This window comes from Marinihelvus fidelis (genome assembly GCF_008725655.1).
GTDB classification, from domain to species: domain Bacteria; phylum Pseudomonadota; class Gammaproteobacteria; order Xanthomonadales; family SZUA-36; genus Marinihelvus; species Marinihelvus fidelis.
Map to the genome: position 1 here is coordinate 286,782 of NZ_VYXP01000001.1, position 19,214 is coordinate 305,995.

The 19,214-nt window shown below is 64.7% G+C and carries 18 protein-coding genes; 9 read left to right on the forward strand and 9 right to left on the reverse strand.

The genetic code is table 11. The features are described from left to right. Positions 1-8: 8 nt before the first annotated feature. Positions 9-1,022 carry a glycoside hydrolase family 43 protein gene (locus F3N42_RS01100; protein ID WP_150862532.1) on the reverse strand — a complete coding sequence of 338 codons (1,014 nt, stop codon included), beginning with the start codon at positions 1,020-1,022 and terminating at the stop codon, positions 9-11. A gap of 88 nt (positions 1,023-1,110) precedes the next feature. Here F3N42_RS01100 and F3N42_RS01105 point away from each other — a divergent pair, with 88 nt between their 5' ends. Both F3N42_RS01105 and F3N42_RS01110 read left to right on the forward strand, forming a co-directional pair. Continuing rightward, positions 1,111-2,028: a DMT family transporter gene (locus F3N42_RS01105; protein ID WP_150862534.1), complete on the forward strand. Its 918-nt coding sequence runs from the start codon at positions 1,111-1,113 to the stop codon at positions 2,026-2,028. A 54-nt stretch (positions 2,029-2,082) separates the two neighbouring features. Continuing rightward, positions 2,083-2,862, forward strand: coding sequence for a ThuA domain-containing protein (locus F3N42_RS01110; RefSeq protein WP_150862536.1), 780 nt, complete (start codon positions 2,083-2,085; stop codon positions 2,860-2,862). 25 nt (positions 2,863-2,887) lie between these two features. On the opposite strand, the gene F3N42_RS01115 is transcribed toward F3N42_RS01110, so the two are convergent. Beyond that, on the reverse strand, positions 2,888-3,430 hold the full coding sequence (locus F3N42_RS01115; RefSeq protein ID WP_150862537.1) for an NADPH-dependent FMN reductase: 543 nt from the start codon (positions 3,428-3,430) through the stop codon (positions 2,888-2,890). Positions 3,431-3,477: 47 nt separating this feature from the next. Here F3N42_RS01115 and F3N42_RS01120 point away from each other — a divergent pair, with 47 nt between their 5' ends. Further along, the gene (locus tag F3N42_RS01120; protein WP_150862538.1) at positions 3,478-3,744 is read left to right on the forward strand and encodes a DksA/TraR family C4-type zinc finger protein; all 267 of its coding nucleotides are present in this window, start codon (positions 3,478-3,480) and stop codon (positions 3,742-3,744) included. Positions 3,745-3,814: 70 nt separating this feature from the next. Then, positions 3,815-5,524, forward strand: coding sequence for a vWA domain-containing protein (locus F3N42_RS01125; protein ID WP_150862539.1), 1,710 nt, complete (start codon positions 3,815-3,817; stop codon positions 5,522-5,524). A 50-nt stretch (positions 5,525-5,574) separates the two neighbouring features. Here the strand turns inward: F3N42_RS01125 and F3N42_RS01130 are convergent, their stop codons facing one another. The 3 genes from F3N42_RS01130 to F3N42_RS01140 all read right to left on the reverse strand — a co-directional run bounded on the left by F3N42_RS01130 (position 5,575) and on the right by F3N42_RS01140 (position 9,929). Further along, the gene (locus F3N42_RS01130; protein WP_150862540.1) at positions 5,575-7,419 is read right to left on the reverse strand and encodes a right-handed parallel beta-helix repeat-containing protein; all 1,845 of its coding nucleotides are present in this window, start codon (positions 7,417-7,419) and stop codon (positions 5,575-5,577) included. A 75-nt stretch (positions 7,420-7,494) separates the two neighbouring features. Continuing rightward, positions 7,495-8,511 carry a DUF2235 domain-containing protein gene (locus F3N42_RS01135; protein WP_150862541.1) on the reverse strand — a complete coding sequence of 339 codons (1,017 nt, stop codon included), beginning with the start codon at positions 8,509-8,511 and terminating at the stop codon, positions 7,495-7,497. After that, positions 8,511-9,929, reverse strand: coding sequence for an alkaline phosphatase (locus F3N42_RS01140; RefSeq protein ID WP_150862542.1), 1,419 nt, complete (start codon positions 9,927-9,929; stop codon positions 8,511-8,513). The genes F3N42_RS01135 and F3N42_RS01140 overlap by 1 nt, the downstream gene beginning before the upstream one ends. 130 nt (positions 9,930-10,059) lie before the next feature. Here F3N42_RS01140 and F3N42_RS01145 point away from each other — a divergent pair, with 130 nt between their 5' ends. Then, entirely contained in the window at positions 10,060-10,512 is a 453-nt protein-coding gene (locus F3N42_RS01145; protein ID WP_150862543.1) for a CBS domain-containing protein, read from the forward strand. Here the strand turns inward: F3N42_RS01145 and F3N42_RS01150 are convergent. After that, a complete protein-coding gene (locus tag F3N42_RS01150; RefSeq protein WP_150862544.1) occupies positions 10,506-10,796 on the reverse strand; it encodes a DUF3579 domain-containing protein in 291 nt (96 codons plus the stop codon). The genes F3N42_RS01145 and F3N42_RS01150 overlap by 7 nt on opposite strands. Before the next feature lie 178 nt (positions 10,797-10,974). Next, complete coding sequence (locus F3N42_RS01155) at positions 10,975-12,840, reverse strand: DUF885 domain-containing protein (protein ID WP_150862545.1); 1,866 nt, start codon at positions 12,838-12,840, stop codon at positions 10,975-10,977. Between the two features lie 89 nt (positions 12,841-12,929). On the opposite strand from F3N42_RS01155, the gene F3N42_RS01160 reads away from it, so the two are divergent. After that, complete coding sequence (locus tag F3N42_RS01160; RefSeq protein WP_150862546.1) at positions 12,930-13,592, forward strand: Fe2+-dependent dioxygenase; 663 nt, start codon at positions 12,930-12,932, stop codon at positions 13,590-13,592. Between the two features lie 22 nt (positions 13,593-13,614). Here F3N42_RS01160 and F3N42_RS01165 read toward each other — a convergent pair whose 3' ends face one another. Together F3N42_RS01165 and F3N42_RS01170 are read right to left on the reverse strand one after the other, a co-directional pair. After that, positions 13,615-14,694 carry a hypothetical protein gene (locus F3N42_RS01165; protein ID WP_150862547.1) on the reverse strand — a complete coding sequence of 360 codons (1,080 nt, stop codon included), beginning with the start codon at positions 14,692-14,694 and terminating at the stop codon, positions 13,615-13,617. 76 nt (positions 14,695-14,770) lie between these two features. Next, a complete protein-coding gene (locus F3N42_RS01170) occupies positions 14,771-16,117 on the reverse strand; it encodes a GntP family permease (RefSeq protein WP_150862548.1) in 1,347 nt (448 codons plus the stop codon). Positions 16,118-16,241: 124 nt separating this feature from the next. On the opposite strand from F3N42_RS01170, the gene F3N42_RS01175 reads away from it, so the two are divergent. Genes F3N42_RS01175 through F3N42_RS01185 form a run of 3 tightly spaced genes read left to right on the forward strand, consistent with a single transcriptional unit; the run spans position 16,242 to position 19,212 of the window. After that, positions 16,242-16,775 (forward strand): gluconate 2-dehydrogenase subunit 3 family protein, encoded by a 534-nt coding sequence (locus F3N42_RS01175; protein WP_150862549.1) that lies wholly within the window; start codon positions 16,242-16,244, stop codon positions 16,773-16,775. After that, a complete protein-coding gene (locus F3N42_RS01180) occupies positions 16,772-18,460 on the forward strand; it encodes a GMC oxidoreductase (protein WP_150862550.1) in 1,689 nt (562 codons plus the stop codon). The genes F3N42_RS01175 and F3N42_RS01180 overlap by 4 nt, the downstream gene beginning before the upstream one ends. Then, complete coding sequence (locus F3N42_RS01185) at positions 18,457-19,212, forward strand: 3-keto-disaccharide hydrolase (protein WP_150862551.1); 756 nt, start codon at positions 18,457-18,459, stop codon at positions 19,210-19,212. The genes F3N42_RS01180 and F3N42_RS01185 overlap by 4 nt, the downstream gene beginning before the upstream one ends. Positions 19,213-19,214: the final 2 nt, after the last annotated feature.

Genomic DNA, 19,214 nt, shown 5'->3' on the forward strand with positions numbered 1-19,214 from the left:
GTGCCGAGTCAGGCGCCGGGATAGGGGTCCAGCGTTTCGATCGAGCCGTCTTCACGGTGCGTCAGTTTCGCCATTTTCACGCAGCGCAGGTGGGTCACCCCTTCTGACAGTGTCGAGTCGTGGTAAAACAGCCACCACTGGCCTTCAAACTCTGCGATTGAGTGGTGCGTGGTCCAGCCCACCACCGGCGTCATGATGGCCCCGCCGTAGGTAAACGGCCCGTAGGGGTTGTCGGCAGTGGCGTAGCACAGCCGGTGCGTGTCGCCGGTGGAGTAAGAGAAGTAGTAGCGGCCCTGGTGTTTGTACACCCAGGCGGCCTCGAAAAAGCGGCGATCGTTGTCTCCGGCCAGCAGCGGCTCGCCGTTCTCATCCAGGATCAGGATCTCCCGCGGCGGCTCGGCAAACGAGACCATGTCGGCGGCCATGCGTGCGACGATGGGGCCGAAGGCCGGTTCGTCGTCGGCGCGCAGGTCGTTGGCCTCGTCGTAGACGTGGTCGCGGTATTTCTGCAGCTGGCCGCCCCACAGGCCGCCGAAGTACATGTAGAACTCGCCGTCGTCGTCCTCGAATACGGCCGGGTCGATGGAGTAGCTGCCGTCGATGGCGGAGGGCTCCGGCGTGAACGGGCCGGCCGGCGAATCACCCACCGCGGCGCCGATCTGGAAGATGCCATCGGCCCGCTTGGCCGGAAAGTAGAAGTAGTACTTGCCGTTGCGGCAGGCCGCGTCCGGCGCCCACATCTGCCGTTCGGCCCAGAGCACATCGTCGACATGCAGGGCCACGCCATGGTCGGTGACCTCGCCGCCGGGGCGGTCCATCGACAGCACGTGGTAGTCCTCCATGCCGAAGTGGTCGCCGTTGTCATTGAAGGGGATGCCGGCCTCGATGTCATGCGACGGGTAGATCCAGATGCGGCCCTCGAACACGTGCGCGGACGGGTCGGCGGTGTAAATGTGCTCTACCAGCGGCTGCGACAGCGCGTGGGCTTTCAGGTGTTCCAGGTCATCTTGGACTTCGGACATGGGGGTCTCCAACGTTGTTTTATTCTGAAAGCTGGGATTCTACGGTGAATGACGCATAATTTGCGGTTTGCGGGGAAATGGCCAGGCGATGGACAGGAAAGACAAACGCGGGATTCTCTTGGCGCTATCGGGGTTCAGCATGTTCTCGATCGGCGACCTGCTGATCAAGTTCCTGGCCGAGGACGGCTTCGCGCCGCAGGAAATCGCCTTCTACCTGCAGCTGTTCTTCCTGCCGATGCTGCTGTTGCTGTCGCCCTGGCTGGGGGGTATTAACGCGGCGCTGCGCACGAAGAACCTGGGCCTGCACCTGGCGCGCTCGCTGTGCGGCGTGCTGATTTTCTTCATGATGATCACCGGTTTCGACAGGCTCGGGCTGGCCATGTCCTATACGCTGATCTTTGCCGGGCCGTTTTTCGCCACGGTGCTGTCGGCGCTGTTCCTGAAGGACAAGGTCGGGCGTTATCGCTGGATCACGCTGGCGACCGGCTTTATCGGCATCCTGGTGGTGCTGCGCCCCAGTACCGACAACCTGGACCCGACGGCGCTGGGCATCCTGCTGGCGGCGTTCCTGTTTGCCGTCACCACCATCCTGGCGCGGCGCATCGGCGAGCATGAACCGCTCCTGGCGTTTTCGCTGTTCGGCTCCGTTGTTTCCATGACTGTATTCGCCGGCCTGACCTTCTGGGACGGCGAGGCGAATATCCCGGTGGGCCGGCAATGGGGACTGCTGGCGCTGATCGGCGCCTTCCACGTGACCGGCAGCCTGATGACCGCGCGCGCGTTCTCGATGACTGAAACCGCCCTGGTGGCGCCGTTCCATTACGTCCAGTTGCTGTGGGGCACGCTGTTCGGCGTGCTGATTTTCTCCACGGTGCCGGATGTCTGGACCGCGCTCGGCGCCAGCATCATCGTCATGAGCGGCCTGTTCCTGATCTACCGCGAGTACGTGCGTCACCGCATGCTGACGGCCGGCGTGACTTCGCACGGCGGCTTCGGCCAGGACTGAGCGGGCTCGTTTATACTCGGCAGAAATTCCAACCCCATGGCTCGAGAAAAACACATGCCCAGACTGATCCGCTTCGCCCTCATCGCCACGTTTGCGCTGGCGCTCCCGCTCACCACGCTGGCCGGGGACGGCCCGTCGAAGGCCGTGTTTGTATACGGCGGCTGGGATGGTCACGCGCCCAAGCGCTTCCGCGACCTGGTGGTGCCGTGGCTGGAGTCCGAGGGCTTCGAGGTGACGGTCTCCGACTCGCTGGACATCTATGCCGATGCATCGGTCATGGCGGAAGTCGACCTGGTCGTGCACCTGTGGACGCAGGGCGAGATCACGAAAGAACAGTTCGAGCCGCTGCGTAACGCGGTACAGGAGCGTGGCGTCGGGCTGGCCGGCTGGCACGGCGGCCTGGGCGACTCCTTCCATCGCAACCAGGAGTTCGAGTACATGGTCGGCGGCCAGTGGGTGCGTCACCCGGGCAACGACGGCGTGCGCTTCACCGTGAACATCATCGACCACGACGATCCGATCACGGCCGGCCTGGATGATTTCGAGGTGGAGACCGAGCAGTACTACATGCACGTCGACCCCAACAACCACGTGCTGGCCACCACGTCCTTCGTGACTGATTTCGAGCCCTGGGTGAAGGGCACGACGATGCCGATCAGCTGGACACGAATGCACGGCAATGGCCGCGTGTTCTACACCGCCCTGGGCCACCAGCCCGAGGTCTTTGACGTGCCCGAGGCGTTCACGATGCTCAAACGCGGCATCCTCTGGGCCAGCCGCAGCAAGTACGAAGACACGCCGGACCTGGTCTCACCCGTCTACCCGGTGGAATAGGCGCCGTTCAGGCGCGGCCGCCGGGTCAGCCGGCGGCCCATTCGATATAGCCGTTGATGAGCCGGTCGAGGCGCTTGCGCGTGTCCTCGTCGGCGAGTTCGCCTGCATCGTCAAAGGCCTTGTGCGCGGTGCCCAGCGCGAACTCGGGTGCGCAATAGACCGGGGTCAGGGTGGCCGCGAGCACGTTTTTCAGATGCGCCTGCATGCGTACGCCGCCGGTCACGCTCATCGACGCGCTCAGGATCACGGTCGGCTTACCGACCAGCACCGATTTGTAGCCAGGGCGCGAGGCCCAGTCGATGGCGTTCTTCAGCACGCCGGGGATGCCGTAGTTGTACTCCGGTGACACCAGCACCAGGCCGTCGGCCTTGTCGATGGCGTCTTTGAGCGCGGCCACGGGGCCGGGCTTGTCATCGCCGTCCAGGTCCTGGTTGTAGAGCGGCAGCGTGCCGATGTCGAAATGATTCACGGTTGCGCCGGCATCTGCAGCGCAGCGGGTGGCGGCGCCCAGTAAGCTGGTATTGAAGGATTCCGCCCGCAGGCTGCCACTGATACCCAATAGGTTCATAATGTCGTGTCCGGAAATTGATACTGGTAGGAGGCAACAGTCTACGTATGGCTGGAGGGTTTGCAAAAGACGGCGCCGTGCAGGACCAGATCGACGCCACCGTGGAAGATGCGGTCAACCGCTCCCGGCAGGGCCTGCCGCGTGGTGAAAGCCGCCGTGAATGCGAGGAGTGCGGCGAGGCGATTCCCGAGGCGCGCCGACAGGCGCTGCCCGGCGTTCGCCTGTGCGTGGCCTGCCAGGCCGAGCAGGACAAGATCTCCGGGCCGTTTAGTGGTTATAACCGCCGCGGCAGCAAGGACAGCCAGCTGCGCTAATTCGCGTTAACCCCGTTTCCGTGTCTGCTCCGTCTTAACAGGTGAACCACTGCCTGAAAGGAGTACGACCATGATCGCCATTCAACGAACCCTTGTTGCCATCGGTGTGGCCGCCGCCGTTGCCGCCTGTTCGGAGTCCGCGCCGGAGCGGCGGCAGGCGGAATCGGAGCGGCCCGAGCCTGCGACAGTGACCGAAATGCGGGCTCACGAGCCTGACGCTAACGAGCCCAGTCCGGCGCTATCGGGTATTGCCCTGAAGCCGTCGAGCCCGGCGGATCGTCATTGGCCGAACGAGAGCCCGCCTTCCGCGCCGCCACGGTCCCCCGAACCGGGCTACCACGGGCCGGCACAGGACCGTGAAAACTACGCCGACTTTGACGATAACGGCGTCGTGCTGGCCCGTCTCCAGCCTGTCTCCACCTTCAGTATCGACGTCGACACCGGTGCCTACAGCAACGTGCGGCGTTTCCTGAATGAAGGCCGGTTGCCGCCACCCAACGCGGTGCGCACCGAGGAACTGGTCAACTACTTCAGCTACGACTACCCGGCAGAGCCCCGCCCCGGAGAGCCGTTCAGCCTGGCCACCGAACTCGGTGCCAGCCCCTGGCATGAAGGCCGTCACCTGCTGCAGGTGGGCCTGCGTGCGAATGAACCCGGGGGCGGCGACGTACCGGCCAGCAACCTGGTGTTCCTGGTGGATGTTTCCGGTTCGATGGATAGCCCGGATAAGCTGGGCCTGCTGAAGACGGCACTGAAAATGCTCAGCCGACAACTGGATGCCGACGACCGCGTCAGCATCGTGGTGTATGCCGGTGCCTCCGGCGTGGTGCTGGAGCCGACGGCCGGCAACGATACCGGCGCCATCGAACGGGCCCTGGACCAGTTGCAGGCCGGCGGCGGCACGAACGGCGCGGCGGGTATCGAACTCGCTTACCGCCTGGCGCGCCAGGCGTTTATCGACGGCGGCATCAATCGCATCCTGCTGGCCACCGACGGTGACTTCAATGTCGGTATGACTGATTTCGAGAGCCTGAAGCAGCGGGTCAGCCGCGAGCGGGAGAGTGGCGTCAGCCTGACCACGCTGGGATTCGGGCGGGGCAACTACAACGACCACCTGATGGAGCAACTCGCCGATTCCGGCGACGGTAATCACGCCTATATCGACACACTGAACGAGGCCCGCAAGGTGCTCGTGGACGAGATGTCCTCGACGCTGCAGACGGTGGCCCGGGATGTGAAGATCCAGGTTGAGTTCAACCCACGGGTGGTGCGCGAATACCGCCTGGTGGGGTACGAGAACCGGGCACTGGCCGCCGAGGATTTCAATAATGACCGCGTGGATGCCGGCGAGATTGGTGCGGGCCACACGGTCACAGCGCTGTACGAACTCAGCCTGGTGAACGGCGGCACCCCGGCCGTCGACCCGCTGCGCTACGGACAGCAGGGAATGCCGGCACCGTTGAATAGCGAGTTTGACGATGAACTGGCCTTCGTCAAACTGCGCTACAAGGCGCCTGGTGAAGACCGCAGTGTGCTGATGAGTCGCCCGGTGTTCAGCCGTGACCGGGTCGAGGACCCTGCGGATCACTCCGAGGATTTCCGTTTTGCCGTGGCCGTGGCCGGTTTTTCACAACTGTTGCGGAACAATACCGCCATTGCCGACTTCGACTTTGACGGGGTCCTGGCCCTGGCCACCCCGGCACGGGGTGCCGATCCGTTTGGCTATCGAAGTGAGTTTCTCAACCTGGTCCGCACCGCGCAGGTGCTGAGCCAGCGGTAAGCGTGACTGACGGCCGGCCACGTGGGTGGCCGGCCGTGAACGACAAAGCTTCAGTCCCGGCCTGGATACGCACCGACGGTAGCTGCTTCCCCGGCCCGCCAGCCCAGCAGTTCCAGTACCTCGGCCGGAACGCGGTCGGACGACTGGGTTTCGATGGGTTCGCGCAGGTTGAACCGACCCAGGTCAGGACCTTTGAACACGGTTCGTAGAGACTGCGCCATGACCTGGCCATGCGCTTCCCAGCCAGGTGTGGTGGTTTCCAGCGCATCAAGATCCGTGACGTTCTCAATGCAGTTCTCCGTGCCCGCAGGGCTCAACTGCACCAGCACGCTGCCGCTCAGTATGGTGCGATCGCGCACGTAGACATTGCCGTCGACTATGTCCGCCTGGGGCTGGTCGAGGCGGTCGCATAACTCTGCGGGCTGCTCGAATTCCAGCAGCGGGCGTTCATACTCCGGCCCGACGACCAGCAGGTTGTTGACGAACACATGGCCGTCGCGTTCTTCAACGCCCGGCCCGGTAGTCACATGCCAGCCGAAATGGTCGTCACCGTCGCCGCGACGGTCGCGGCGGAATTCGGCGGAGCTGTTGATAAACGTGTTGTGGTAGACCTTCACGTTGGCCGCGTTCAATACAAATACGCCGTTGTAGTTGTCGACGAAGACATTACCGGCGACCGTGGCGCCATCGGAAATCTCGAACATGAAGCCGTCGTGGGTGTTCTCGATCCAGTTGTTGATGATCACGCCGTCACGGTTGCCGACGTCATACCAGACGCCGTTCGAGTTGGGGTGGTCGATAACCAGGTTGTCCCGAAACGTCACCCGCCGGGTCTGGTTGAAGATTTTCACCGCGGAGGCGTAATAGCCGGTCAGGTTTTCAATGTTGTTGCGGCGGATGATGTTCTTCTCCAGCAGCACGTCGGAGGAGCCGATCACGTAGATGCCCTCGGTGCCGGTATCGCTGACCAGGGTGTTGCGGATCACCAGTCCGTCGCCGCGGAAGTAGCCGGCCACGCGCGAGCAGTAGGAGATGTCGAGGTTCTCCAGCACGGTGCCGGTGATGTCCTTGCCGAACTCCGACGGGTCTTTCAGCCCGACCGGCTCGTCCGTGGGTTCCTCGTGCATGGTGATCTGGCGCTTGCCTTCCACTTCCAGGCAGCGATAGGCGTACTGGGTGATTTTCAAGCCGCGGATCACCGGGCCCTGGCCGTCGTTGGACTTGCCGTGGACATCGGCGCTGGTGCGGATGATGGCGCCGTCATGGGCGGTGATCTCCACCAGCCGGTCGGTGGGGTCAGTGCCCAGGTAGACGTAGCCGTTGTCCTGGTCGATGAAGTACGAGGTCTCATCCAGCTCGCCTTCCCAGCCCACGGAGCGCAGGTGCACGCCGTCCAGGAACACCATGTCGTTATCGAAGCGGTGCAGGGGTGTGCGCATGCCTTCGCGGTTGCGCCGCCACCAGCCCATGGGCTCGGTCGGGAACAGGGTTTCCCACTTCGTGCGCCAGACGCCATCGCGCAGCGCTTCCCACTCCGTGGCCACCTGCGTGCCTTTCAGCACCGGGCGCTCGTCGCGGTAGGGCTGGATGGTGACGCCCTGGTTCAGGCGCAGGCCGCCGGTGCGGTAGGTGCCGCCGCGCAGGATGATGGCGTCATCGGTCACCACGCGGGCAATCGCGGCGTCCAGGGTGGTCGGCGCGTCAATGTCGGTGCCCGGTGATTGCGCGTTACCATCGGGGGCGACGAAATAGGTCGTACCAGCCCCGGCGGGGAGCGTGTAGTCCTGGTCAATGGGACCGTATGGGCCACCCGAGGGTTGTGCCAGGGCGGTGGAAAGAAAAGCCCAGCCAGCCAGGAGTGCCAGCGGGTTTATCAAACGTCGGGTGGGAGCCATGTGCGTTCCTGATAGCGCTATCATTTGTGCCGATAACACTAGCAGATCACCGGGCACCCCGGAACCCGGCAGGGTTCAGGGTTCGATATCCACCTGGCTCCAGTCGCCATCGACGGAATCCAGCAGGGCTTTCAGCGGCCGGCAGCGTGACCGGTAGCTGGCCACGTCGTCGTCCCAGCGCTGTTTGACCGAGATATGCACCGGGCCGGTGATGGTGCGGTCATGGCGGCCGCGCAGGCGATAGATATTGCGGCGGCTGTTATACAGCTGGCCGGCGTGATCCGGCCGGATCCGCTCCAGCGCGTGGGCCTCGAAGCCGAGCCCGAAAGCGCTGGCCTCGTCGACCATCCATTTCAGTGCGGTATCGCTCAGGCCGCGGTCGTCGTAGGAACCGCCGACGTTGCTGTGCACACCCGAAAACCACACCTGCTTCAGGTCGATGCCCGGTTTCGGATCCCACAGCGTGGGCGTGAAATCCTCGCGGTACTCGTCGATGGCCACGGCATGTCGGGCATGATTGATGATCTTGCTGGGTTCAGTGTCGTGGAACAGGAACTCTTCCTCGCCCAGCGTGCCCCAGAACGGCACCGGGATACCCAGTGCGCCGACCGTGTCCCAGGCGCCGACAAACTCGATGGGCGTGATGTCGCTCCAGGCATAGTCGGCGCGAAAGGCAGTGGGCTCAGGGGCGTTCGGGCCGCTGGCGTCGCTGCGCTTGCGGTACATCTCGTAGGCGTCCGGAATGCGGCTGGCATGCTCGCGCCGCAGCACGCCGCAGTTGCGGATAAAGCCGGCCAGTGAGCGCGCGGTATAGGCGCCGCGGCTGAAACCGAACAGGAACAGCTCGTCGCCCTCGTCAAAGTTGTGCACGATGAAGCGGTAGCAGTCCATGATGTTCTTGTCGATGCCGACGCCGGTGATGCCGCCGGTCATGGTCTTGCGGTCGGTGCCCACGCCCCAGTCATAGAAGGCTACCTGCTTGACGCCGTCATGGCTGGGCGCGACCCCGCGCGCCAGGTGCAATACGTTGGTTTCGCCGCCTTTCTCCGGCGAGTTCCAGGTGCCGTCGGTGAAGATGGCCAGGCGTTTCATCAGTCGGCTGTTGTGCCGGGTCGCCGGACCATGCGCATCAGGAACGCGCCCAGGTCCTGGTTCTGGACCACGCCGGACAGCTGTTCGCTGCCGGGCCCGGAGGCGTATAGCGGCACGTCCATGCCGGTGTGGCCGGAGGTGGTCCAGCCGGTGTTGGTGCGCAGGTCGAAGAGTTCGTTGATGGCGGCGAACACGGCGGCCGATTCCCGCTCCGTGGTGTCGAGCAGGGCCTGCTCACCCTCGGTCAGATCGAACTCTACGAACGAGGCGACCACGGCTGACAGGGCCTGGTCTCCGGCCAGGAACTGCTCCGTCATGACGGCGGGCGTGACCGATGTCTGCCGCAGCGGTTGGGGCAGCCAGGCGTAGATGCCGTCACGCGCCAGGCTCAGGCCACCGGTTTCGTGGTCGGCGGTGATCACCACCAGCGTGTCGCCGGCGTTGTCGGCGTAGGCCAGCGCGGCTTCGATAGCCGCGGTGAAGCCTTCCATCTCGCTGACGACGCCGGCGATGTCGTTGCCGTGCGCGGCCCAGTCGATCTGGCTGCCTTCCACCATCAGGAAAAAGCCGTCGGGATGGTCGGACAGGATATCGATGGCTTTTTGCGTCATGTCGGCCAGGGTCGGCACGGTGTCCGGCCGGTCCCAGTGGCGCGGCAGGCCGACGGGCGCGAACAGCCCGAGCAGGCGATCGTCATCGGCGGCCAGCAGTTGATCGCGGTCGCTGACCAGTGTGTAGCCGGCCTTGTCGACCAGGTCAGCGGCGACATCGCGGTCCTCGCGGCGGAAATCCTTCACGCCGCCACCCAGGATGACCTGGGCCACGGGCGCGCCGTTGGCCTGGTTGTCGAAAAACTGGTCCGCGATGTCCGCGTAATCGCGCCGCGAAGGCGCGTGGGTCACGAACGAAGCTGGCGTGGCATGGGTGACCTGGGAGGTCGACACGACGCCGGTGCCCAGGCCCTGCCGGGCCGCCAGTTCCAGCACCGTCGGCAGGCGCTCACCATGATGGCTTTCGCTGATCTTGCCGTTCACGGTGTCCTTGCCGGTGGCGTAAGCGGTGGCCGATGACGCCGAGTCTGTCACCTCGTAGGGCGCGTACTCACAGCCCAGGCGGTCGAGATCGCTTTCGCACGACGGCGAATGCGGGTCGGTCGCAACGCTGCCCACCAGCAGGTGGTCGAAGGGCAGGGGACTCAGGCCCTCCACCTGCGGATCGTCGGCGTACTCCCGGTAAGACTTGACCTGCGCAAAGCCCATGCCGTCGCCCATCAGGAAGATGACATTGCGCGGCTGCAAAGCGGGTGCGGGTGCGGCAGCTTGTGGTTCCACATTGGCCACATTGTCTGAATGTGCACAGGCGGACAACAGGGTCACGGAAGCCAGGGGCGTCAACAAAAGGCGGGCGATTGTTCGCATGATGGACCGGGCGGTAACAGAGTGAGCGACCAATTATACGACCAGATGGCGCCGAACCGAACGCAAAAACTGACCGGCGGCCGGGCAGCCAGTATGATCAGGAGCCGAAGGCCGAAACCGGAGATGCCCCATGCACATCAGCGCGATCCTCAAGGACAAGGGCGATGTCGTCCATTCCACGTCGCCGGACCAGTCGCTACAGGGTGTGGTCGATACCCTGCTGGGGCTGCGAATCAGTTCGCTGGTCGTGCTGTCTCCGACGGGCGAACTGCTGGGTATCGTCACCGAGCGCGATATCGTGCGCACACTGAAATCCAGCCCGGATACCTGGATGACCGTGCGCGTGGAAGAGGTGATGACGCGCGAGCTGTACGTGGCTGGCCCGGATGACTCGCTGGGCACGGTGATCAGGGAAATGCGCGAGCGCCATATCCGTCACCTGCCGGTCATTGTTGACGGGAAGCTGGCCGGGGTGCTGTCGATCCGCGACCTGATCGCCTCGTCGATGACCGAGCTTGAGCGCCACAACGATATGCTGAAGCGCTACATCAATGACTGGCCGCAGGACGGCCCGGGTCAGTGAAGGCAGACCGGGCGGTCGTCCTGGTCGAAGGTCTGTAGTGCGTTGTCACGGGCGAACTCCGTGACGAAACTGAAGGTGATGGGGTCGGTGTCGCGCAGTCGCATGTCCACGACAATGCAGCGGGCATCGTTTTTCATCTTTACGCTCAGCAGCGGGTTGAAGGCGATCCGCCCGTTGCGGTCATAGTTGGCCACGGCGTAATAAAGCCGCTCGGTCCAGTCACTGGGCCGGAAACGGCGACCATCGTGAGTAGTGCCGATAATGTAGATCGAATGGGCTTCCATGTCGGTCTCCGCCAGGCGTTATACCTATAAGCAAGCAAAACCCGCACCAACTCTGAAACACCTTGTGTCTCAAAGGGATACGGGTTTTCTCGGGTTTTGGTTCGCACCAGCCTGGGGCCGCGCGGCCGGGCGCGGCGTCCATACGGGTGCGAACGGGGTCGAAATTTCGGGCGGTATTTTACTGCTTGCTGGCTATCCAGTCATCTATCACCTGCTCCAGGACCACCATCGGCATGGAACCGTTTTTGAGCACCTGGTCGTGGTACTCGGCGATGGAGAAATCGTCGCCCAGGGCCTGGCGCGCGCGTTCACGCAGTTCGAGCAGGGTGATCATGCCGATCTTGTAGCTCAGCGCCTGGCCGGGGATGACGAAGTAGCGCTCAATCTGGCGCTCAATATCGGCCGGCGCCATCGGCGTGTTGGCGGTCATGTAGGCGATGCTCTCCTCGCGCGACCAGCGCTTGGCGTGCATGCCGGTGTCGACCACCAGGCGCACGGCTCGCTTCATCTCTTCCGACAGGCGGCCGAAGTCGCGCATCGGCAGGTCTTCGTACAGGCCGATTTCCTTGGCCAGCCTTTCCGTGTACAGCGCCCAGCCTTCGGAATAGGCGCTGTAGCCACCGAATTTGCGGAACTCGGGGATGCCGGTCAGTTCCTGCTGGATGGCCAGCTGGAAGTGATGCCCCGGCGCGCCTTCGTGGTAGGCCAGCGAGTTCATGATGTGTTTCTGCACCGCGTTCATGTCCTGCATGTTCACGTAGAAAATGCCGGGCCGTGAACCGTCCAGCGACGGGCGGTTGTAGAACGCGGTGGACGAGCCCGCCTCGCGCCACGGTTCCACGCGGCGCACTTCCAGCGGCGCCTTCGGCAGCACGTTGAAGTAGTCCGGCGCGATGGTCATTACGTGGTCGATGAGTGCGGTGGCCTCGGCCAGGTACTCGGCGCGGCCCTCATCGGTGTTGGGGTAGTAGTTTTCCGGTGACGTGCGCACGAATTCGAAGAACGCCGCCAGGTCGCCCTCGAAACCGACGCTGGCCTTGATGGCCTCCATCTCCGCGCGGATGCGCTCGACCTCGGCCAGGCCCATTTCGTGGATCTCGTCCGGGCTCATGTCGACCGTGGTCCAGTAGTTCGCCATGGCCGCGTAATACGCGTCACCGTCCGGCAGGTCCCAGACGCCGTTGTTGTCATCGGCGATGGCCTGCAGGCGCGTCAGTTCCCCGATCAGCGCGTTGTAGCCCTGGCGGAATGGGCCGCTGAGGGCGTTGGCTGCTTCGTTGAGCAGGATGGCGGTGTCTTCATCATCCAGTTCCAGGGCGTCGACCTTGGCGCGGAAATCGGCCAGCAGCACGCCGTCCTCGGCGGTTTCGTCAAACGGCGCGCCGGTGAGCATGTTGGCGGCCACGGGCAGGGCGCGCGGGTAGACCATCATCGGCGGGACCACGCCGATGGCCTCGCTGGCCTGGAGCTTTTCAACGTACTGCGCCATCAGCACGTCCACGCCGCGCAGGCGCTCGATGTAGGCTTCCGCGTCGGCGCGGTTGTCGACCTTGTGTACATTGCGCAGGAAGGTCGGCACAGAGCCAGCGATGTTGCGCATCTGCGAGACCGCGTAGCGGTGGTGGCGCCACGGGAACAGGGCCAGGTCGCGCTCCAGGTTGTTCTCGAAAATCAGGTAGCTCAGCCGTGACGACTCGTCCAGTTGCTCAAAGTCGAAGTCCGAGCGCAGCCGGGCCAGGTCGGCCTGGGCCTGTTCGTTCATCTGCACCGCCCAGGCTTCGGACTCGTCATCCCACTTGCCGTAGTCCTCGGTCTTGCGACCCAACTGGGCCTGGAACTGCGGGCTCTGGGCGACATCACGCTCGAAGATCTCGGTGAAGAAATCGGCCAGGCGCTGGTTCTCATCGGTCTCGGCCGATTCCACCTGCGCTGCCGGCGCCACCTGTTCGGTGGTGGCCGTGGGCGCCGGTTCGGTGTCACCGGACGGGCCGCAGGCGGCCAGGAAAAGCGCGGGGAGGGCGAGCAGTGAGGTCCAACGGGTCATGTCTTCAGCCTTGAATGCGATCAGCGGCACAGCTTACGTCAATCGGCGTCCGGTTATAATGCCCGCCCGGGTGTCCAAGGCCAGAATTCATGTTCCATATCATCGATCCGCTGCTGTCCGCCGAAGAAGTCACGCGCCTGCGCGAGCTGTCAAAGACCATCCGTTTTGAGGACGGCCGGCAGAGCAACCCGGACTACACGCTGAAGAACAACCTGCAGCCCAGCCCCAACGATGCCGGCTACCAGGAAGCGGCCAAGCTGGTGCAGACCGGCCTGGCCCGCAACGAGTATTTCCGCGACTACTGCCTGCCGCGGTTCGTGGCGCCGCCGATGATGACCAAGTACGAGCCCGGCATGTCCTACGGCGAGCATGTCGATTCAGGCATCCTGAACTTTAACCCGCCGATCCGTATCGACATCAGCTGCACGGTGTTCATTTCCGACCCGGAGGACTACGACGGTGGCGAGCTGAACATCCGCATGGGTGATCGCGATATCAAGGTGAAGGGCAAGGCCGGCACCGCCGTGCTGTACCCGTCCACCACCTACCACCAGGTGCTGCCGGTCACCCGTGGAGAACGGCTGGTGTCCATCACCTTTATCGAGAGCAACGTCCGCGATGCGCAACAGCGCGAGATCCTGGTCGAACTGACCGAGTTCCTGCATGAAAATGCCGCCAGAGTGGGCCAGGAGCAGCAGATGCGCCTGGAGTACGTGCGCACCAACCTGACGCGCATGTGGCACGGCAAGTGAAAGCCCGGAAAGTAAGAACGGCTCAGTCCTGACCGGTTCGGTCGTCGGTGGTGTAGCCAAACGCGGCCAGCGCGTCAGCAAGTATCGCGTGGTCGTCGGCGAAGGCGGCCAGCCAGTCCAGCCCTTTCCTGATTTCCGCAGTGTTCGCGGCACGCGAGTCGCGCAGCCGCTGCTGCCGTTGCTCGGCCGAGAACGGATAGTCCGTGGCCTTCGAGTAGCGCCCCAGCACCGGGTTGGCCAGGATGCGGCCCAGCGCCGGCTCGTCGATGGGCTGGCCGAAGTGGGCAGCCATGGCCTGCAAGGTTGGGCCTGGTTGGGCCAGGTAGTGATCGAAGTCCACGCGCAGCACGCGGCCGGCGGCGGCCTGGTCCGCGCCCTGCATGGCCACCAGTTCGGCGGCGAAGGTCATCGCCGCGATCTCGCCGGGCGATAACGCATGGACCGGCACCAGTTCCGCACCCGTGGCCTGCGACAACCCGGCCATGCGTGGCTTGGCGCCCCCCAGCAGGTCGACCACGTAACCTTCCGCGCCCAGCACGGTGGCGATGTACGCCTGCGGCGACATGGCCAGGCAGACCGCCCGGTCGTCGGAGAAGCGCGCCAGCCAGGGCGCGGCCAGCAGGCTGCAGAAACTGGTCGCCTTCAGCACGGCCGTTTGCCCGGCTGCCGGCGTTCGCGCCCACAGCGCCCGCATGAACGCGGCGCCGTCGAGAATCTCGCCGGCGGAGCGGGGCGACCAGGGCAGGTCGCGTTCGGCCCAGAGAAGGGCCAGGTCGCGCAACGGCAGCGGCTCGCGCAGGCTGAACAGGCCGTCCGCCAGCGCCAGCGCCCGCGACAGTAGCGTCGAACCGCAATGGCCGATATGGAAGATCAGTCCCAGCCGGCGCGGCGGCGCGGCCGACACCATGGGCTGCAGTTGCTCAAAAGTGAACCACGCGCCCTGCGTGCCCGGCTGGATCGCGCGCTGGTCCAGGAATGCGGCCTGCTCGTAGAACGCCGGGTCGACCTGCAACAGCTGGACCTGCTGCACCAGCCAGTTCACCTGGAACGGGTACAGGCGGGTGTCGGCCATCAACTGGCGCAGGTCGGGTTGTGCCGTCATCGCTTGGGGTCCGTCAGGGCGTTGCGAGGGGGCACATGATAAAGGAGCGGCCGCCCGATGTGGCGTGCGCGCTTGCTCAGGCCACCCCGCCCCACAGCCACCAGGCCAGGTTGACCAGGATGGCCGCGCTGATGCCCAGCAGGCCGGTGGCCACGGTGTGCAGGCGCAGGCCCTGCGACACCGACATGTCGGACAGCTGGGTGATGACCCAGAAGCCGCTGTCGTTGGCATGTGAGAACACCGCAGAGCCGGCACCGATCGACAGCACCACGAGGGCGCGGCCCAGGTCGCTGTCCACGCCCAGGGGGCCCAGCAGCGGTGTGACCATGGCGGCGGTCGTGACGATGGCGACCGTGGCGGAACCCTGCGCCACGCGGATGGCGGCCGCGACCACGAACGGCAGCCACAGGCCCAGCGTGGCACCGCCCAGTGCGGTGCCCAGCAGCTCGGCCACGCCAGCGCTGCGCAGCATCATGCCGAACACACCGCCGGCACCGGTGATGACGATGATCACCGCCGCGGCGCGTACCGCCTTACCCGCGGGCCCGTCCATCGACAGCATCGCCAGGCCGCCGCTGGCCGGTAGCCGCACGGCAAAGCCCAGGCCGATCAGCAGCGCGATCAGCGGTGAGCCGATAAAGGAAACCACGCCGGCCGCCGCTCCCTCGCTGAGCAGGCCCAGGTAGTCATTCATGGTCTTGACCATGATCAGCAGCAGCGGCACGAAGATGGGCAGTGACGACTTCAGCGCGCCGGGTGCCGGGCCGGTCTCGGCACGGTCCGCGGTCGCCTCGGCCACCCTGGGTTTCGGATCAATCCAGATTCTTGAGCCCATCCAGCGCGCCCAAAACACGGGTGGCACCACCGAGAGCAGGGCGATAGGCGCACCCCAGGCGATGACCATGCCCAGGTCCGCATTCACCAGTTCGGCGGCGGCGATGGGCCCCGGCGTGGGCGGCACCAGGCAGTGACTGGCGGTGGTGCCGGCGGCCAGCGCCGTGGCGGTGACCGCCAGCGACAGGCCGGCGCGGCGGGTCAGCGCCCGGTTCAGCGATTGCAGGATGATGAAGGCGCTATCGCCAAACACCGGGATCGAGGTGACGAAACCGACCAGGGCCATGCCCCAGGTGACCCGCTTCTCGCCCAGCCAGCGCATCACCCGGTTGGCCAGCGCGTAGGCGCCGCCGGACACCTCCAGCAGCGCGCCGATCATGACGCCGACGACAATGATCGGGCCGACTGCCCCCAGCGTATTGCCGAATCCTTCCTTGACGGCCGTGACAATGGCGTCACCCGGCATGCCGGCAAGCAGGCCGAAGCCGATGGCCGAGAGCATCAGCGCCAGGAAAGGGTGCAGGCGCAGTTTGACGACCGCGACGACGATAAAGGCCACGGCCAGGGCGAGCAGGAGCAGGAGCATCATTGGCGGCTATCCTCCTTTTATGGTGTTATGGTGACAGCGCTAGACAAGCCGCCCCAAAGCATACGTGATTCCGGGCCACATCGTTGCAGTATGATGTCCGGAGCAAAACAACAACGAGGCTCAAATGCAAAGACGAGATCTTCTCAAAGCCATGCTGGCCGGTACCACCGGCGTGGCCGTGGCCGGCCTGCATCGCGCCGTGCTGGCCGATGCCGACTTCGACGCGGCCCCGGCACACCCCTTCCTGGACGCGCGACAGAAACGCGCCATCAAGGCCCTGTCGGAACTCATCATTCCGCGCACGGATACGCCCGGCGCCATCGATGCCGGCGTGCCGGCCTTCGTGGCGCTGATGTTGTCCGACTGGTATTCGGAAGACGAGCGCGCGCCGGTCATTGACGGCCTGGCGTCACTCGACCAGGCTTGCAACGACCAGTGGGGCATGGATTTTGCCGACTGCAGCACGGCCCAGCAGACCGAAGTTTTTGCCGCAACCGAGGGCAGTGAGTTCTTCAAGCTGTTCCGCCAACTGGTGGTGATGGGCTACACGACCTCCGAGGCCGGCCTGAAAACGCTGGCCGACTTCAATCCCATGCCCGGCACCTACCGGGGCGACGTGCCCGTGGCCGAGTTGCCGCGACAGGTGGTGATGCAATGAGCGCCCAATTCGACGCCATCGTGATCGGCTCCGGCATGACCGGCGGCTGGGCCGCCCGCGAACTCACCCGCCGCGGCCTGAAGACCCTGGTGCTGGAGCGTGGTCGCGAGATCGAACACATCAAGGATTACCAGGGCGAGCACAAGGGCCCGTGGGACTACACGTTCCGCGGCAAGATTCCGCCAGACGAGGCGAAGAACGATTACTTCATCCAGAGCAAGTTCGGCTGGTGCAGCGACTTCAACAAGCAGTTCTGGAACAACGACCGGCTGAACCCCTACGTCTACGACGAGGACAAGCCCTTCAACTGGGTGCACACCGACGTGCTGGCCGGGCGCAGCATGGTCTGGGGCCGCCAGGTGTACCGCTGGAGTGACCTGGATTTCGAGGCCAACAAGCGCGACGGCCATGGCATCGACTGGCCGATCCGCTATGCCGATATCGAGCCGTGGTACGACTATGTGGAGAACCACATCGGCATCAGCGGCGAAAAGCTGGGCCTGCCGTACCTGCCGGACGGGCAGTTCCAGAAGCCGATGGAGCTGAACGTGGTGGAGAAACACGTCCGACGCACCATCCAGGACCAGTTCCCCGGTCGCGATATGACCGTGGGGCGCGTGGCCATCCTGACAGAGCCCCATAACGGCCGCGGGCCGTGCCACTACTGCGGGCCGTGCGAGCGTGGCTGTTCGGTCAGTGCCTACTTCAGCGCGCTGACGGTCACGCTGCCCGACGCCAAGCAGACCGGCAACCTGACCCTCCGCACCGACGCGGTGGTGGAAGGCCTGGACGTGGACCCGGCAAGCGGCCGCATCACCGGCGTGCGCGTGATCGACGCGAAGGACAAATCACGCGAGACCTACAGCGCAAAGCTGGTATTCCTGTGCGCGTCGACCATCGGCAGCACGCAGGTGCTGATGAATTCGGCCACAGACGCCCACCCCAACGGCCTGGCCAATGGCAGCGGCGTGCTGGGCAAATACATGATGGACCACACCTTCGGCACCGGCATCACCGGCATCATGCACGGCTTCGATGACCGTACGACTTACGGTTTCCGCCCGAACGGCATCTACGTGCCGCGTTTCCGCAACCTGGACGGCCAGGACGACCCCGGCTTCCTGCGCGGCTACGGCTTCCAGGGTGGCGCGGTGCGCGAAGGCATCGTGCAGAACGCCGAGCAGCTGACCGGCTTCGGCCCGGACTTCAAGAAGCAGCTGGGCAGTTATGGCCGCTGGCGCATGAGCTACTACGGCTTTGGCGAGATCCTGCCGTACGCCGACAACCGGATGATGCTGGACCCGGTGAAGAAGGACCGTTTCGGCATCCCACAGGTGCGTTTCGACACCCATTACCACGACAACGAGAAGCGCATGATCGACGACATGCTGGTCGAGGGCGAGGCCATGCTGAAGGCGGCCGGCGCTACCGACATCGTCAAGTGGCCGGGTGGCATGACCATGGGCAGCGGCGTGCATGAAATGGGCACGGCGCGCATGGGCCATGACCCTTCGGAGTCGGTGCTGAACGGCTGGAACCAGGCCCACGAAGTCCCCAACCTGTTCGTGACCGACGGCGCCTGCATGACCTCGGGCTCATGCGTCAACCCGTCGATCACCTACATGGCACTCACGGCCCGTGCGGCCAACTACGCGGCCGACCGGCTGGCGGAGGGCGCGTTATGAAAATGAAGTTGGCGATTTCCCTGACCGGCAGTGTCCTGCTGCTGGCCTCGACCCTGGCCTGGTGCCAGGACATGGCCCCCGAGGAAACCGAGGTTTGGGAGCCGGAGCCACCCGTGGTGACCCCAGGCGATGCCGGCGCACCGCCTTCCGATGCCATTGTGCTGTTTGACGGAAGTTCGCTGGACGCCTGGACCCAGGGCGGCAACGAAGCGCCCACCTGGACCCTGTCCGGCGGCGCCATGACCGTCAACGGTGAACACGGTGGCAAAGGCAACATCCAGACGAAACAGGGTTTCGGCGATGTGCAGTTGCACATCGAGTGGCGGACATCACCCGAGGATCGCGATGACGGCCAGGGCCGCGGCAACAGCGGCATCTTCCTGATGGGGCTGTACGAAGTCCAGGTGCTGGACTCGTTCGAGAACCGGACCTACTCCAACGGCCAGGCCACCAGTGTCTACAAGCAGCACATCCCGCTGGCGAACGCGATGCGGCCGCCGGGAGAATGGCAGGTGTACGACATCATTTTCCGCGCGCCGGCGTTTTCAACCGACGGCGAACTCGAGTCTGCGGCCACCGTGACCGTCATTCACAACGGCGTGCTGGTGCAGGATCACGTGGAGATCCGCGGGCCCACCGTGTATATCGGCGAGCCCGCGTACCAGCCGCATGAAGACCGTCTGCCGCTGGCCCTTCAGGACCACGGCGATATGGTCAGCTATCGCAACATCTGGTTGCGCGAGCTGGAATGACC

Bases quoted from the DNA above. Each gene is read 5' to 3' on its own strand.
- F3N42_RS01140 (WP_150862542.1), bottom strand. From the start codon at position 9,929: ATGCGAACAATCGCCCGCCTTTTGTTGACGCCCCTGGCTTCCGTGACC.
- F3N42_RS01110 (WP_150862536.1), top strand. From the start codon at position 2,083: ATGCCCAGACTGATCCGCTTCGCCCTCATCGCCACGTTTGCGCTGGCG.
- F3N42_RS01170 (WP_150862548.1), bottom strand. From the start codon at position 16,117: ATGATGCTCCTGCTCCTGCTCGCCCTGGCCGTGGCCTTTATCGTCGTC.
- F3N42_RS01115 (WP_150862537.1), bottom strand. From the start codon at position 3,430: ATGAACCTATTGGGTATCAGTGGCAGCCTGCGGGCGGAATCCTTCAAT.
- F3N42_RS01135 (WP_150862541.1), bottom strand. From the start codon at position 8,511: ATGAAACGCCTGGCCATCTTCACCGACGGCACCTGGAACTCGCCGGAG.
- F3N42_RS01130 (WP_150862540.1), bottom strand. From the start codon at position 7,419: ATGGCTCCCACCCGACGTTTGATAAACCCGCTGGCACTCCTGGCTGGC.
- F3N42_RS01145 (WP_150862543.1), top strand. From the start codon at position 10,060: ATGCACATCAGCGCGATCCTCAAGGACAAGGGCGATGTCGTCCATTCC.
- F3N42_RS01125 (WP_150862539.1), top strand. From the start codon at position 3,815: ATGATCGCCATTCAACGAACCCTTGTTGCCATCGGTGTGGCCGCCGCC.
- F3N42_RS01180 (WP_150862550.1), top strand. From the start codon at position 16,772: ATGAGCGCCCAATTCGACGCCATCGTGATCGGCTCCGGCATGACCGGC.
- F3N42_RS01120 (WP_150862538.1), top strand. From the start codon at position 3,478: ATGGCTGGAGGGTTTGCAAAAGACGGCGCCGTGCAGGACCAGATCGAC.
- F3N42_RS01165 (WP_150862547.1), bottom strand. From the start codon at position 14,694: ATGACGGCACAACCCGACCTGCGCCAGTTGATGGCCGACACCCGCCTG.
- F3N42_RS01100 (WP_150862532.1), bottom strand. From the start codon at position 1,022: ATGTCCGAAGTCCAAGATGACCTGGAACACCTGAAAGCCCACGCGCTG.
- F3N42_RS01105 (WP_150862534.1), top strand. From the start codon at position 1,111: ATGGACAGGAAAGACAAACGCGGGATTCTCTTGGCGCTATCGGGGTTC.
- F3N42_RS01185 (WP_150862551.1), top strand. From the start codon at position 18,457: ATGAAAATGAAGTTGGCGATTTCCCTGACCGGCAGTGTCCTGCTGCTG.
- F3N42_RS01160 (WP_150862546.1), top strand. From the start codon at position 12,930: ATGTTCCATATCATCGATCCGCTGCTGTCCGCCGAAGAAGTCACGCGC.
- F3N42_RS01175 (WP_150862549.1), top strand. From the start codon at position 16,242: ATGCAAAGACGAGATCTTCTCAAAGCCATGCTGGCCGGTACCACCGGC.
- F3N42_RS01150 (WP_150862544.1), bottom strand. From the start codon at position 10,796: ATGGAAGCCCATTCGATCTACATTATCGGCACTACTCACGATGGTCGC.
- F3N42_RS01155 (WP_150862545.1), bottom strand. From the start codon at position 12,840: ATGACCCGTTGGACCTCACTGCTCGCCCTCCCCGCGCTTTTCCTGGCC.